This window comes from Aliiglaciecola sp., from assembly GCF_039982535.1.
Taxonomy (GTDB): Bacteria; Pseudomonadota; Gammaproteobacteria; order Enterobacterales; family Alteromonadaceae; genus Aliiglaciecola.
In genome coordinates, this window is the sequence record NZ_JBDWYG010000064.1 from 1 (window position 1) to 15,223 (window position 15,223).

At 39.5% G+C, this 15,223-nt stretch carries 13 protein-coding genes; 1 reads left to right on the top strand and 12 read right to left on the bottom strand.

Annotation, left to right across the window (positions count from 1 at the left end; translation table 11 throughout):
- The 12 genes from ABJV04_RS17090 to wecA form a co-directional block, all read right to left on the bottom strand.
- The coding region (locus tag ABJV04_RS17090; protein ID WP_348492802.1) for a hypothetical protein at positions 1-1,258 on the bottom strand (1,258 nt) is incomplete at its 3' end.
- Between the two features lie 20 nt (positions 1,259-1,278).
- Positions 1,279-2,973, bottom strand: coding sequence for a hypothetical protein (locus tag ABJV04_RS17095; RefSeq protein WP_348492804.1), 1,695 nt, complete (start codon positions 2,971-2,973; stop codon positions 1,279-1,281).
- A gap of 250 nt (positions 2,974-3,223) precedes the next feature.
- Entirely contained in the window at positions 3,224-4,312 is a 1,089-nt protein-coding gene (gene rfbB, locus ABJV04_RS17100) for a dTDP-glucose 4,6-dehydratase (protein WP_348492805.1), read from the bottom strand.
- 16 nt (positions 4,313-4,328) lie between these two features.
- On the bottom strand, positions 4,329-5,192 hold the full coding sequence (rfbD, locus tag ABJV04_RS17105) for a dTDP-4-dehydrorhamnose reductase (RefSeq protein WP_348492807.1): 864 nt from the start codon (positions 5,190-5,192) through the stop codon (positions 4,329-4,331).
- Between the two features lie 28 nt (positions 5,193-5,220).
- Positions 5,221-5,769 (bottom strand): dTDP-4-dehydrorhamnose 3,5-epimerase, encoded by a 549-nt coding sequence (gene rfbC / locus ABJV04_RS17110; protein ID WP_348492808.1) that lies wholly within the window; start codon positions 5,767-5,769, stop codon positions 5,221-5,223.
- A 1-nt stretch (position 5,770) separates the two neighbouring features.
- Complete coding sequence (gene rfbA / locus ABJV04_RS17115; protein WP_348492809.1) at positions 5,771-6,652, bottom strand: glucose-1-phosphate thymidylyltransferase RfbA; 882 nt, start codon at positions 6,650-6,652, stop codon at positions 5,771-5,773.
- A gap of 30 nt (positions 6,653-6,682) precedes the next feature.
- Positions 6,683-8,140 (bottom strand): lipopolysaccharide biosynthesis protein, encoded by a 1,458-nt coding sequence (locus ABJV04_RS17120; protein WP_348492810.1) that lies wholly within the window; start codon positions 8,138-8,140, stop codon positions 6,683-6,685.
- 2 nt (positions 8,141-8,142) lie between these two features.
- Entirely contained in the window at positions 8,143-8,793 is a 651-nt protein-coding gene (locus ABJV04_RS17125) for an ABC transporter ATP-binding protein (protein ID WP_348492811.1), read from the bottom strand.
- The gene (locus ABJV04_RS17130) at positions 8,790-9,575 is read right to left on the bottom strand and encodes an ABC transporter permease (RefSeq protein ID WP_348492812.1); all 786 of its coding nucleotides are present in this window, start codon (positions 9,573-9,575) and stop codon (positions 8,790-8,792) included. Before ABJV04_RS17130 ends, ABJV04_RS17125 begins: the two co-directional genes overlap by 4 nt.
- A gap of 22 nt (positions 9,576-9,597) precedes the next feature.
- Positions 9,598-11,379 carry a polysaccharide biosynthesis/export family protein gene (locus tag ABJV04_RS17135; protein ID WP_348492813.1) on the bottom strand — a complete coding sequence of 594 codons (1,782 nt, stop codon included), beginning with the start codon at positions 11,377-11,379 and terminating at the stop codon, positions 9,598-9,600.
- Entirely contained in the window at positions 11,379-11,738 is a 360-nt protein-coding gene (locus tag ABJV04_RS17140; protein WP_348492814.1) for a DVU3141 family protein, read from the bottom strand. Before ABJV04_RS17140 ends, ABJV04_RS17135 begins: the two co-directional genes overlap by 1 nt.
- Positions 11,739-11,861: 123 nt before the next feature.
- On the bottom strand, positions 11,862-12,932 hold the full coding sequence (gene wecA, locus ABJV04_RS17145; RefSeq protein WP_348492815.1) for a UDP-N-acetylglucosamine--undecaprenyl-phosphate N-acetylglucosaminephosphotransferase: 1,071 nt from the start codon (positions 12,930-12,932) through the stop codon (positions 11,862-11,864).
- A gap of 718 nt (positions 12,933-13,650) precedes the next feature.
- Here wecA and ABJV04_RS17150 point away from each other — a divergent pair.
- Complete coding sequence (locus ABJV04_RS17150) at positions 13,651-15,168, top strand: peptide MFS transporter (RefSeq protein WP_348492816.1); 1,518 nt, start codon at positions 13,651-13,653, stop codon at positions 15,166-15,168.
- The last annotated feature ends 55 nt before the right edge of the window (positions 15,169-15,223 follow it).

Genomic DNA, 15,223 nt, shown 5'->3' on the forward strand with positions numbered 1-15,223 from the left:
TTCGTTTTTCGAGTTTTGTTTTAAGTGAAGCTAACTCAAACTTCAATGAACTTTTTACACTCTGAAAAGATTGTTTGGCTTGTGAACTCTCTTCCAGTTGTTGTTTATGTTCTAACTCTAAAGTTGAAAAGCTTATTTTCAATTGCTCTAAATTACTCGCTACTTGTTGTTTTTCAGCCTGCAATGTTTCGAACTGTTTTGTAGACTCTGCTTTTTGAGTTTCTAAAGAACTCTGTAAATGTTCGATTTTTGTAGTTTTTTGCTCCACTTGAGCCGTCAATGTTTGAATTTGACTGAATAATTTTTGATATTGCTGTTCGTTTTCTTCTTTATCTTTTCCGTGCGTTTCAATTAATTGTTGCTTATCCGTTTGAAGCTGTTTTATTGTGGCTTCAGATGCTAACTTGTCACTTTTTAACCTTTTTTCCAAACTTTTTACTAAGTCTGTTCTTTGTTGATCAGACTCTTCCAACTCTGATTTAAGTTTGTTTTTAGTTTCAACTACTTTCTTCAATTCAACAGACTGTTTTTCTAAAGATTGAGTAAAATCCAACTTTGCTTTTTCGGCATCATTATTTTGCGCCTGCAATTGACTTTTATACTCATCGATTTCCTTCTGATGCTGACCTTTTTGCAACTGCAGTTGTTTTTTTACCAACTCAAGTTCAGACCACATGGGGTTACGATGCATCTCGGCAACGGGAATATCGGGGTCGAGGATATCTGTAGTGTTCAGTTCGAAACCTTGGGACTGCAATAAGGATAATAATTCCGGAGCAGGTAAGGCATTTTCGTATAACGAGAACTCAGGAAAAGGTAAATAAAGTGAGTTTATATTCTGCCAAAAATCAGTGCTGAACAAAGACTCTAATATCAAGTGATTTATATCAAGTATATCCAAAACCAAGGTAATCGAAGCAGGTTGAGTAATGTACTCTTCTAACACATCAACAATAATTTGAGTATTTACTTCTTCCCGCTCTTCTAACTTTAACCCCGGATAAAGTTCCTTTAAGCCTGTAGCAGATGAAAAAGCAGAAAACTCACCTAAAGAATACCGATTAAAATCAGATTTCTGAGCAGTATTAGAAATTACTCCGTGGACTATTTTGAACTTTTTATCTTTACTAAATTGTTTACGAAGCTTGGTTACCTGTTCTAAGCGAGCTTCAACCAACACCACAGTTTCGAACTTATCGAAGTTAATACTTGGTGTTTCGGCTTGTCCAGCTCCTAACCAAATTAAAACTTTATTCATTATATTCGTCCTTGCTCAAACTATGGTTTATTTTGATTAACAAGCATTTTTGGAGAGGCACTTCTTCCTTCACTTATTCCAAACTTTATAAAATGGACAAGTGGATTAATATCTTTACCAGCAATATCAGGGTAGCGCTGAAGATACCACTTCCCATCAAACTGGGGACTCGGGAAACGCCCCTCTTTGGCACCAAATTTTAGATAATGTTCCGCAGGATTAATCTCCGATGCCGCCACATCAGGATAAGTTTCTAAGTACCAAGCTGCGTCAAAATATTCGGAGGTTAATAACAAACCTATATTTTCCTGTAATTTAGCTTTCTTTTTATCCATATTCCCAACGGCTTTTACCAGTTTACGAACGGGATCTGCCGACTTCCAGAAAGTGGATGATTTAATCTGGGTTATTTCAGTTTTTGCTTGATTCAAATTGTGCTTAAGAATGTTATTTTCACTCTTTGCCTTAGCGATTTGAGAGGCTTGTTTATCCAACTCCATTTGCTTTAATTTGATTTGCTGTAAATTTTTAGCCTGAGTTTTATCTTTTTGTTTTATCTCTGCGTTGAGATCAGTAACCTTGTTATTTAACGACACCACCAAATTAGTTGAATTAGCCAGTTGTTTCTCTAAATCAGCGTTTTTCTTGTTGAGCGATTCTAGTTCAATTTTAACGGCTGTAATTTCTTTGTCTTTAGATTGGTAGTATAAGAAAAACTCTTCTAACTCTTCTTGTACCTGCCCTAATTGCAGTTCTAATAACTCCCCTTCACTTTTCTCCGCCTCTAACTTAGCTAAGGTATCTTTTAATTGGGTTGTTAACTGCAATTCTGTTTGTTCATATTTCTGTTTTTCAGTTTCGAAATCTAAATAAAACTGTTCTAACTCTTCCTGCACGCTTGCCAATTGTAATTCCAACAACTCATGTTCTTGTTTTACACTTTCGGCTTGCTGTTTCAGTGAGGTACTCTGGAGCACCAATTTATCTTGTAGTTCAGCAACAATCTTCTGTTCACCTTTTAACGCTTGGTTAGCTAAATCCATGGCGTTTTCTTGTTCTTTGAGTTGATTGTTTAGAGTTTCAATATTTTTCTCTAACTCTTTTCTTGTACTACTATCAGCAGCATTCAGTTTTAACACCTTGTCGCTGTCCAAAACCAAATCAATTGTCTCACATACCGGCAAACTGCTAGCTGTTAAGACGAGATTTAGATGCGCCAATCTTTGTTCCTGACGAACGTGTTGACATGCAAGCAGTAGATTAAAATCGGAGATAAGTTGATAATCAACGCTGTTAAGAATGGAAACTCCCTGCTCGTTCATTTGTTCGGCAAAAGTAGTTTGATTCAGCAATGCTTGATTTAAATTAATCAGTTTAATTTTACGGCGATATTGTTTATGAACGTTCAACAATAAATCACCTTTTTGTTGCCATTCATTAGTGGCGGTTGCTAAATCCTCACCTTGACTAATTGCACTTGCGAGAATAAATTCACTTTGTTGATAAAACAAAAATGCCGAATCAATTTTATTCGTTTGCAAATCTTTCGCCAATAGTTCTAAGTCAACTACGGGTTGGTAACAAAAGACGAGTTTACTTTCTGTATTGTTTTCTAAATCACTATAAGATTCTATAAATTTGATATTCTTATCATCAAATGAGTTCGCTAAATTTCGCCAAAGCTCTGTGTTCTCAGTGGTAGTGATGATTTTCAAACTATATATCCTATTAATATCATTTGACTTTTTGATTGCTTGGATTAACAGTTTCAAAGGAAACTGTTAATCTGTTAATTTGACGACTACTAATTATGTAAATAATAACTAATTTGTAAGAATATTACACCCGTAACAGCATCTATTGTTTAATAGCCTATATATTTGTTAACTAAACAATTACTGACCCAATATTTAAATAACTAAAGAACATTTAATTAAAATTTGCGTTCTTCAGAAAAGACACTAATTAACGCTCAACTAATGTTTTCCACCAACTATCATTTTTTAAATACCAATCAATCGTTTTAGCTATCCCTGATTCAAAAGTCTCTTCAGGTTTATAGTATAATTCATTATTAGTTTTAGTGGCATCTATCGCATAACGTCTATCATGGCCTGCCCTGTCGGTAACGTAAGTAATCAGGTTTTCTGCGCAGCCTTGAATTGCCTTCGCTGCATCTGGATACTTTTCTTGTAATTCGGTACTAGTAGCAAACGCCTGATTCATCTTTTCACACACCAGCTTCACAATATCAATATTAGCCCATTCATTATGGCCACCAATATTATAATTTTCACCTATGCGGCCTTTTTTAAGAACAAGCTCAATTCCGCGGGCATGGTCTTCAACATAAAGCCAATCACGAACTTGCTGGCCATCACCATAAACAGGCAAGGGTTTATTGTGCAAAATATTAGTAATAATGAGCGGAATTAACTTTTCTGGGAAATGGTAAGGACCATAATTGTTTGAGCAATTACTGGTGGTTACCTCTAAGCCATAGGTGTGATGGTAAGCTCTCACTAAGTGATCACTGGCCGCCTTACTGGCTGAATAGGGTGAATTAGGGGCGTAGGGCGTGTCTTCGGTAAAAGCCGGATCATTTGGCTCTAGTGTGCCATATACTTCATCGGTACTAACGTGATGGAAACGATGTTGCAAAGGTTCTTTCCCTTCAGCTTTGGGAAGGTCTATCCACACCTTTTTAGCTGCTTTAAGCAGGCTATAAGTACCAATAATATTAGTTTCAATAAAGGCATCTGGGCCGGTAATTGAGCGGTCAACATGAGACTCAGCGGCAAAATGCACAATAGTATCTACTTGGTATTCTGCCAATAGTGATTCCACCAATGGTGTGTCACAAATATCGCCTTTTACGAACACAAACTTTTCATTAGACTCTACAGATGCTAAATTTTCTCGATTCCCTGCGTACGTAAGGGCGTCGAGTACAATGACAGTATCTTCTGGATTATTCTGCATCCAATATAATACGAAGTTTGCTCCGATAAATCCGGCACCGCCAGTGACAAGTAACGCTTTATTTTCAATCATTTCAAATATCTTTTATTTATTTTGTTGAGGCTAATTGGTGAATAACTTCACTCAACTCTACTCGCCAATGTTTGGGTTCTAGTCCATCAAAAGCCAACTTCAGTGAACTTTTATCTAATACACTATAGCTCGGTCTTTTTGCTGGAGTGGGATACGCTGATGTTGGAATTGGCTTAACTGGAATGGATTTATCTAATAATTTATTTTTGGCGCCTAGTTCTTGGATCGCTAATGCAAAATCGTACCAACTGCACACCCCCGAATCAGTAAAGTGATGCACCCCATTCACATTATGGTGAACCGCATACAAACAAGCTTTGGCTAAAGCGCTAGCTGATGTAGGTGAACCAATTTGGTCATCAATAATACCAAGTTCGGGTTTTTCGGCCATCAATCGCAGCATGGTTTTCACGAAATTATTGCCAAATTGAGAGTAAACCCAACTGGTTCTGATAATGCAACTGTGCTTAGGGGCGTATTCCAATAGCGCTCTTTCCCCTTCTGCTTTGCTCGCGCCATACACACCGATAGGCTCAAGTTTGTCGTCAACCTGATAAGGAGAGCCTTTATCACCACAGAACACATAATCAGTTGAAACATGCACTAGCGGCACAGAATTTTGATTTGCAAACTTGGCCAAATTCTCTACCGCGGCAGCGTTAATTTCAAACGCTTGTTGCTTTTCTGACTCGGCTTTATCTACGGCGGTGTACGCTGAAGCGTTGATAATACCAGTGACATTATTGTTACTCAGTATTGAATTAACGCTTTCTGCACTGGTTATATCAATATCGTCACGGCCTAAACAAAGCAAACTATCATCTAATAGTTTTAACTCTTGTGCTAACTGACCACTTTTTCCAATAACCAATATTGTCATTTATACATCGCCTATGAATTTTTTCATATTATTCAAAATAGGGTGCTGAATTGAAGTCAAGTCCCTTTTCATCTTTTGCTGACAAGCCCGGCTTTTCAGTATTACTAAAAGGCCACTCGATTTTAAGTTTAGGGTCATCAAAACGAACTGAAATCTCAGACTCAGGGTGGTAATAGTCGGAGCAGCGATAAACAAATTCGGCGTATTCGGAAGTCACATAAAACCCATGGGCAAATCCCGCAGGCACCCACAATTGCTTTTTATTCTCAGCAGATAACAAAACGCTACACGTTTTTCCAAAAGTCTGTGACGATTTACGCATATCCACGGCCACATCAAACACTTCACCATGGGTAACTCGAACTAACTTTCCTTGGGTATGCTTTAGTTGGTAATGTAACCCTCGAAGAATTCCCTGCTTTGATTTGCTGTGGTTGTCTTGCACAAACTCGACGTCTGCGACATTTTTTTTGAACCAGTCTTGGCGAAAGGTTTCCATGAAAAAGCCTCGCTCGTCACCAAAAACCTTAGGTTCGATAATTTTTACATCTGGAAGGTTTGTATGTATTACTTTCATTCTAATGTTTGATTTTCTCGGTAAGCAATTTAGACAGGTATTTTCCATAACCACTTTTCAACAGTGGCTTCGCAAGCTTTTTAAGTTGTGCAGCATCAATAAAGCCTTTGCGGTAAGCAATTTCTTCTGGGCAACATATTTTTAAACCCTGGCGTTTTTCGATGGCAGCAATAAAGTTTGAAGCGTCTAATAAACTATCAATAGTACCTGTATCCAACCAAGCCGATCCCCTTCCCATTAGCTCAACTCTTAAGTTACCTTGCTCTAAATAAAGATTATTAAGATCGGTAATTTCCAGTTCGCCACGTTTGGAAGGTTTAACCTGCTTTGCCAACTCAACTACTTGGTTATCGTAGAAATACAAACCTGTTACCGCGTAATTAGATTTCGGCTTTTGTGGCTTTTCTTCGATAGAAAGCGCCTTCCAATTGTCGTCAAAATCCACTACACCATAACGTTCTGGATCATTTACGTGGTACCCAAAAACGGTCGCACCAGAAGAATGATTATTTGCATGTCGCAATGACACTTGAAGGTCATGGCCATAATATAAATTGTCGCCCAAAATCAACGCGCAGTGATCTTCACCAATAAACTCTTCTCCCAGCAAAAATGCTTGGGCCAATCCGTCTGGAGAAGGTTGTGCAGCATAACTAAAACTAAGCCCCCACGCTTCTCCTGTGCCCAATAGCGCTTTGAATCTGGGCAACTCTTCTGGGGTAGAGATTATTAAAATATCTTTAATACCGGCTAACATTAATGTGGAAATGGGATAGTAAATCATGGGTTTATCATACACCGGCATCAGTTGTTTACTGATAACAGAGGTAAGAGGGTGCAAACGTGTGCCAGACCCTCCTGCTAAAATGATTCCTTTTCTCACATTTATTACCTTATTAAATTGGACTGTCGTTTATCTTAATTCAGTCACAGTCGCAATAACAATTCTACCTATTCCAAATAGCATCAACGCTACAGCCAAGAATAAACTAAGGTTATAAAAAACTTGTGGATATTTGGCATCCTGTGGGAATGTAGGAGACTCCACCGTAACCAAATATTTTAGTTGACGGTATGCTTCAATTCTCGACTTCTCTAAAGAAACCTGCGATGACGTATACGCCTGTAACGCTAATTCCATATTAATTTTATAATCGCTAAATTTGGCCATGACTTGTGAAACACTTAGGTTTTTTTCATCATCTGGTAAAGAGCTGTCAGCTGTTTTATCAGTTGTAAGTCTAGCCCTTTCGTTTTCGAGCTGCTGAACCATACTTTCCAATTGAGATCTAGCTTGTAATACTTGTGGCGCATTTTCACTCATACTATTTCTTAGGGCGTTAAGTTCCGTTCTTTTTGCTGCAATTTGCCCTTCTATTTGATAAGTAATTTGTTGCAATGCAATCCCTTCGGCTTGTGGATCGAGTAAATTATGACGACGTTGAAAAGCCAACAATTCGGTCTTGGCTTTTTGTAGTCTCTTCTCAACCAACTGGTGCTCTAAGGTGATAAACTCTAGTTGTTTTTTCGCTAAATTATGACCAATTTCATTGATGTACCACTCTGCCCTATCAACAATAGTCTTGCTCATCAAGTGAGCAAATTCAGGGTCAAATGCTTGAACATAAATGCTAATAACTTGGGATTTTTCATCCAACTCCACTAGAACCCGGTCCAAATAATACTTTAAGACAGATTCTCTGCTAGCATCACCATCTAAGCGACTAAAGAAATCGTATTCCGTATTGCTGTAATGTGTTGAAAATTCCAATGTATTTTCTAAATAAGCTAACATGTCATTTGAATACACAAAGGCTTTGACCAATTCAGTATCTAAACTACCAGATGCAACTCCAAACCCTGACATTATGGCCATGGCGGGATCTAAAGTTGCCATACCATCAGGCTCTTTCACAATGAGTTTAGCCTGACTTTCGTACCTTGAACTTGCCCATATCACTTGATAAAACGTAAACAACAAAAAGGGTAAGATTACGCAAAGTATAAATGGACGTTTAAATTTTTGCAGTTTAAGGTGGGCCGATAAAACAACCAGTTTATCTTTTATACTAACGGCATTATTTTTTAACATTGTTTTTCGACTAGTAGGCTCATTTGAAGATAGAGTAGCCAGTTCTGGTTCCTTTTCTAACGCCTTTACACGCAACTCTTTTAACTTTTGTTGATTACCTTCTGATGGAGATAAGTTTTTAACCCGCTGCATCAATCGAAATGCTAAGGTAATATCGGTCAATTCCAGTTCTTCAACTTTTCTAATTAAAAAATCGGCATCAGACCATTGTTCATTAGATAACCTAGCTTTGAGTTCATTGAAGCGTTGTTCTAATTCTAATTGCGCTTGATTAGTCATATTTATAAAGCCTGATATTGTTCGATCCCTTGCTCGAGATCATTGTAAAATGTTAGTTCACCCTTATGCAGCACTATTGCACTATCACAAAACTGCCTAATCTCATCCATTTCATGGCTAACCATAATGACGTTCGCTTTTTCACTGCGCTCCAAGAGCGCTTCTTTGGCTTTTCGTCTAAATTTTGCATCTCCTACCGAGGTGACTTCATCAATAAGGTAAACATCAAAATCAATGGCAATGGAGCAAGCAAAAGCTAATCGAGGTTTCATACCACTTGAATAGGATTTAACCGGTAAATTATATTTATTTCCTAATTCTGCAAACTTCTGCACCCGCTTTTCATAGGTATCTAAATCTGCGACTCCATTTATTTTTCCTATAAATCGCGTATTCTCTCGTCCTGTCATTTGCGGGTGTATTCCTGTAGTCAAGGCTACAGGCCAGGATAAACTTAAGTCTGTTACTATTTGCCCTTTATTCGGATATTCACTGCCCGCAAGCAGTCTAAATAGCGTTGACTTACCTGCGCCATTGGAACCCAATATACCGATGTTATGCCCTGCAGGTATCTCAAAAGATAATTCTTTAAAAACGTACTGATCACCTAACTTCGAAGGGTAATACTTGGTAATATTTTCTAAACGAATCACCTGCTTATCGCCTGTTTCCAAGTAACATGATACATAGCTAATGAAAAGAAAGTAAAAACCAATACAATAAAGGTTAAATATGCCAAACTGACACCTTCATTACCATATGAGGAATAAACAGAGAAGCGTGTTAATTCGATTGCATGCAGAACCGGATTCCAGTTTAGGAAATGCCAATATTCTTTAGGAAAGTCTTGCAAAGAAAAGAACACTGCGGAAATAAAAAACATAGGTCGAGTTATCATTTCTCTTACACGGCTAACTTCCTTTAAAAATAGTTCAGCTATTCCAAACAACAAGCCGATTGCCATTGCAAAAACCCACAAAAGAAAAAAGCAGGTAAGAAACAAGAGTAGATTGGATATATATATATCCATACCCAAAAAATACATCAAAACAACAATACAAATTGTCACAAAGCCTTTAACTAGGATCTGAAATAATCCCCCAGCCAAAACAGCACTAATTGGTTGCACTTGCTTAAACGCATAAAGAGGCTTATTTTGTTTAATTGCTCTAGCAGTGCTCCCCAGCGTTTGCAAAAAGCTTTGAATAAATAAGATGCCAATGGCCATAAAGGTAAAGGTAGGCATAGTATGGGTTTCGCCTCCTGACAATCTACCACGCAAAAAGGACAGTGCAAAGACAAAAAGAACAGGGTTTATTACCGCCCAGCTCAAACCAAACTTATCATTAAACCCCGTTCTTATTTCTCGGGCAAATAGGGCGAATATGACGTCTCGCCATATTTCCCATTTGTTGCGTTTAATAACCGTAGTCATGGATTAATGTTTAGCTATCAGATTAGGTTGCTGCATTGGCTGCAACAGCAATTTGGTAGATGATTTGGGTGACATCTTTGATGGATTGCATAATCTTAGCATCAACTTTAGGTAGCACTAATATTTGATCTCCGGCTTCCAAAGTCGCGTTCTGCTCGTCGCTATACCAATGTTGCCCTGCATCTGAGGACACAAAGCTGGTGATACCGTTGGCATGCACTATGGCAATACGATCATCATCGGCACGTTCGCTAAACCCGCCTGCCCATGCAATATAATCAGAGACTGTGGCATCAGGGTTATAAACCACCGCTTGTGGCATTAGCACTTCACCCGCAATCTGGATCAAGTCAGTTTGCGCCGGGATCACAATTTCATCCCCTTGTTCTAGACGAATATTCGCAACTTTGCCGTTTTCAGACACAATCACTTTGCCTAGGGGCTCGATTCTTCTGGCACGAGCAATAAACTGGGATACTAATTCTGCTTCTTGAGAGCGTATCGACGCTTCACCACTAGATGAAGCTGGTGCAGTAAATAAACTACGCTCTAAGCGATCTAATGACTCATTGATCAGCAACTTTTGCTGTTCCATTACACTTTCACGCTTAATGTAAATGGAACCATAGTTGGCTTGTTCCGGGTCGATCTCGATGTAACTCAATAAATCTAATAAACGAGTATCTTTTTCCACAGCATAATAAGATGGCCCCTCATAACTGCCTGATATCTGCACGCTGATAACTTGGGGGCGAATATCATCGTTAAATAATACGGTGTCGCCGTCGGCCATAGTAAATTGGTCGAATTCATTTACCGGCAAATAAACCGAAATAGGGCCAGTTGCACGATTGCCGGTTATCGCCACATGACTGGTTTTCGACAAAGGTCTTGCGTAAGTCATTAGTGCAGTACCGGAGCGTTTTGAAGGCTCAAGTTCGAACCGGAAAGGGTAACGAGCTGCGCCTTCTACATTAACCATAGCGCCCTGCTCCCCCACAAAAATCACATCTTCATCTTTAAACGAGAATGCAGGTAGTTTACCCAGTTTAAGAAAATCATATAAATCGTAAGTTAATACAGTTTCACCTTGGCGCATTACCGTAATGTTTCGATAACTACCGCGATGGGGATCAATACCACCAGCCCGTTTAAGGTAAAACAACACTGAGTCAGAAGCTAAACCCGCGTATTGCCCTGGTCTCAATACTGGCCCGGCCACAAACACACTCACAGGGGTAGCAGTAAGAAGATTAACGTACACACTCACGTTGTTGGTGTATATGGATTTAATTCCTTGAGTTACCACCGAGTTCACACGATTAGCAGGAACATCTTGAACTTTAATGGGGCCAACTTCTGGAATAAAAATATTACCTTGATTGTCTACGGTAACCACTTCCGAACTATTGACTGTACCCCACATTTGGATAGCAATTTTGTCACCAGGGGCAACTAAATAAGACGAATTTAAACCATCACTACGTTCGGTTTCAAAGCCACCTTTGAACAAGTTTGCACCATACGGTGGTGGCAATCCCTCTTCGCCCGCAGGCATTGGGCCTGAATCAGAGGGTAAATTAACGTTTCCGCCACGACCCGTGCTGTTTCCACCAGATTGAATGTATTGGGATAAATCTACTTGTTGGCTCTGACTGGCCTGTTGGGCTTGCTGCAATTGTTCTTGGGTTGGTGCTTGTTGCGCAACTGAATAACCAACAAAAAGGCTGCTTGCAAACAACAAAACTAACTTAGCTATTAACTTGACTATCATGGGTGAAACGAAACGATAATTGAATAACATTATTGGTTTCCTCCTGCTGCAGCTTCATTGTAACTGGCTAAAACAGGGCTAACAGGATACCAGCCACCATTATCGGTTTGACAATACACCCGTTGACCATCAACCAAAAATTTAACTTTACGACAGGTTTTGCCACTTGCCGAGAAAAAAGGCTTACCTAATATCGCTGATTGGCCATTAAGCTGAACACTTTTAGTAACAGAAGACTGAGACAAAATCGCTTGCTGCGCAGACGAGACAAGGGGAACATCGGTCACAAATTCATGCTCAACCAATGCACGGCTGGCGATAGGTTGATCAATCGAAGTACAGCCTTGAACAAGGATGCTTAGTAAAAAGAAACTACTCAGTTTTTTCATAAATTATTATTAGCTTTTATCCACAACAGTTCATACTAACGCGTCACTCTGGTTTTGCAAAGAATGTGTTTTCAAAGTGACACTAAAAGTAAGGGCAACCTGTTGGTTGCCCTTGATGTTATCTTAGGGAGCGACTTTTCGTTTACCGCGAACGAAGCGTAAAATAGTCCAGATATTTTGAATCACCAAACTGTATACAATTAGCGACACAATGAATCCCCAAAACATAATAAATTCGGGAACTTGGTACAGCTCGCATAAAATCCCAATCGCTGAAAAACACAATCCCATAAGCAGGATGGCCGCCAAAGAACGACGAGAAGAAAAGCCTGCTCGCATAAATATGTTGTGTAAATGCTGACGATCAGGTTTAAGTACTGACTGACCTTTTTTGGCCCGTCTGTACATAATGGCAGCCATATCCATTAATGGTAAACCAATAATCCAAACGGCTGTCATTGGACGCATGGCAGCTTCTGGCCCTTGAGTAAAATCAACCATCAACCAGACAATAGTTAAACCAACGAACATACTGCCGCTGTCACCCATGAAAATCTTGTTACCTTTGAAGCCTTTCCAGCTCAAATTAAAGGCCATAAAAGGCACAATGGCGGCAATTATCATCATAGGAGCCATAATGGCATTGCCATTATTAGACATTAATAAAAGGAATACTACGGCCAACAGCACAATCAAGCTCATACCACCGGCAAGCCCATCAATACCGTCGATCATGTTGAATGCGTTAATCACACCAACCACACATATAAGGGTAAAGAAGTAGCCGAATAGGCCAAAGGATGTATCACCAAATCCAAAAATGTTGCCCAAAGAGGTAATATAGTTTTGTGCAGCCCAGGCCATTATCGCCGCGACACCAAATTGACACATCAACCGCCCTTTGGCGCTTAAATCAAATTTGTCGTCGAGCATACCCAGTAAAATAATGAAAAACGATGCGGTAAAAAACAAAGAACCGTTTTTAAACCAGACATCAGTAAGGATGCTAGTGATTAACACTGCACCAAAAATGGCCACTCCACCGGTTAGCGGCACCATCCCATTGTGCTGTTTTCTGGCACTAGGATGATCAACCAAACCGAGTTGGTGTGCAAAGGGAGTCATGACGATCAACAATATCACTGCTACAAAAAATGCAGTGAAAAGTGGAACAAACTCCAAATAGGCAAACATATGTGACACGATTCCTTGTTAATTCGTTAATGCTGCAGAAGCAATAATCGAGCCTGTCTGCAGCAAAGCGTTCCAGCAATATTTATGGCTTCATTTAAAATCAAGTCATACCCTCTTGATATATATAAGAAAAACGTATTTTTCTTAATATTTGCACTAAATAGCTAACGCCGCTAAATCTAAAATTCGCGGGGATGATAACAAATATCAGTTAATGAAAACCAGTAAAATCGTGTTACTAAATGCAATCGACTTATTATCCGTTCGTATAATATACAGGAAAAACATTTACCCATCAAAGAACTGTATGCTTTTCGCAACACCGAGAAGAATTACTACCAAGCCGTTTGTTTTTTAAGCAAAAAAATATAGACAAATTTAGGCTGCTCTCAAAATTGATAGCTGCACCAATTTTGTTGCACTAGCAATGTGCATTATTGCCGTTAATTTAGGGCAACGACTTCGTCTTTGTTTTAGCCATAATGCTCAAAAATCAAAATCCGCCTAACTATTTGTGTAAATAAAGTACAATAAAAACTGCGAATCTTGTTTTCAGGCAAGAGCTCTAGTATAAACAACGAGTTTACAAGTTTTCATCTCCTTCATTTGATGCAGATAAACAATCGAATAATGAGACAAACAACAATAATTAAAATAAAGCAGTTCGCACTTTTTTTCGCATTTGCGCGCGTGTTGAACTCACCTAAAGGCAGCAACAATGAATTCAAAAACACCTGATTTTTTTGGTCACCCTGGTGGCCTACAAACACTCTTTTATACTGAAATGTGGGAACGAATGAGTTACTACGGCATGCGTGCATTGTTAGTACTGTTCATGACTGCCAGTATTCAAGAAGAAGGAATGGCAATTACAGTAGCATCCGCCACTGCGATATATGGATTGTACACAGGTGCAGTTTATTTTATGGGTTTACCCGGTGGTTGGATAGCCGACCGCCTAATTGGTAGCCAAAAAGCAGTTTGGTACGGTGGTATTGTGATTATGTGTGGCCACATAGTTTTAGCCATTCCCGCCAGCTGGAGTTTCTTCATCGGTCTAATTTTGGTGGTAATAGGCACAGGTCTGTTGAAACCAAACGTGGGTATCTTAGTTGGTCAGTTATATTCACCTGAAGATCAAAGACGTGATGCGGGTTATACCATTTATTATATGGGGATTAACCTAGGGTCATTAATTGGTTACTTTGTATGTGGTTGGTTACAAGTAAACGCGGGTTACCACTATGCATTCGGTGCAGCCGCTATTGGTATGGCCATTGGTCTTATTCAATATCGGGCGACCATAGGAAGACTTGGCGGCGTAGGCGCTGAACCTTTGCTTAAAATGACACCTGCTGGTGAAAAGAAAAGCTGGACTGTGATAGTTGCGTTTTTGATCGGTATTGCGGTACTAACCTTCGCTATGATGACAGGCATGTTAAGTATTGACCCTGTTACCCTTGCTCAGTATGTCGCCGTAGCCATTACCGTTGTGTTCTTGGCCTATTATGCGGGTATCTATGCCTTTGGAAATTTGTCGTCAGATGAAAAACGAACCTTGGGCGCGCTGTTTGTTGTGTGTTTAGCCTCTATCTTTTTCTGGTCTGGTTTTGAACAAGCAGGTTCTTCATTAAACTTATTTGGCCGTGATTACACGGAACGTATGATAGGTTCTTTTGAGATCCCACCAGCTTGGTTCCAATCCGCTAATTCCTTCTTCATTATCACTTTATCTCCTTTCTTTGCTGCACTTTGGGTAAACCTTGGTAAACGCATGATAACCCCTTCCTACGGGATTAAATGTGCCATTGGTCTGGTGATCATGGCCACCGGCTTTATCGTCATGTTCTTTGCTGCACAAATCGCGGCAAGTGGTTTAAAAGCAGCGCCTTACTTCTTAGTGGCCACTTACTTCTTGCATACTGTGGGTGAGCTTTGCTTAAGCCCGGTAGCCTTGGCTGCAGTAAGTAAATTGTCACCTAAACGTTTCGCAGGTCAAATGATGGGCGTGTTTGTACTTACTTACTCAATTGGTAACGTTACAGCCGGTTTGTTAGCCGGTGGATTAGATCCTGACAACCTAAGCGATATGCCTAACCTGTTTTGGGGAATCGGACAAATTACAGTGGCAGCCGCTCTTGTAGTCGGTCTATTAACCTTGAAAACCCGTAAATGGGAAAAACTGGCTGAAAAGAAAACGTTCAACCATGACGAAGAGCAGCCCACTATTTTATAAAGTGTAAACTCTACGGTTTATTTTAAAGTTAGAACTAAGCCCCGAAATAAAAAAC

Excerpts from the sequence above, each read along its gene's own strand:
- rfbB (WP_348492805.1), bottom strand. The coding sequence starts at position 4,312 with ATGATTGAAAATAAAGCGTTACTTGTCACTGGCGGTGCCGGATTTATC.
- rfbD (WP_348492807.1), bottom strand. The coding sequence starts at position 5,192 with ATGACAATATTGGTTATTGGAAAAAGTGGTCAGTTAGCACAAGAGTTA.
- rfbC (WP_348492808.1), bottom strand. The coding sequence starts at position 5,769 with ATGAAAGTAATACATACAAACCTTCCAGATGTAAAAATTATCGAACCT.
- ABJV04_RS17120 (WP_348492810.1), bottom strand. The coding sequence starts at position 8,140 with ATGACTAATCAAGCGCAATTAGAATTAGAACAACGCTTCAATGAACTC.
- ABJV04_RS17130 (WP_348492812.1), bottom strand. The coding sequence starts at position 9,575 with ATGACTACGGTTATTAAACGCAACAAATGGGAAATATGGCGAGACGTC.
- ABJV04_RS17135 (WP_348492813.1), bottom strand. The coding sequence starts at position 11,379 with ATGTTATTCAATTATCGTTTCGTTTCACCCATGATAGTCAAGTTAATA.
- ABJV04_RS17140 (WP_348492814.1), bottom strand. The coding sequence starts at position 11,738 with ATGAAAAAACTGAGTAGTTTCTTTTTACTAAGCATCCTTGTTCAAGGC.
- wecA (WP_348492815.1), bottom strand. The coding sequence starts at position 12,932 with ATGTTTGCCTATTTGGAGTTTGTTCCACTTTTCACTGCATTTTTTGTA.
- ABJV04_RS17150 (WP_348492816.1), top strand. The coding sequence starts at position 13,651 with ATGAATTCAAAAACACCTGATTTTTTTGGTCACCCTGGTGGCCTACAA.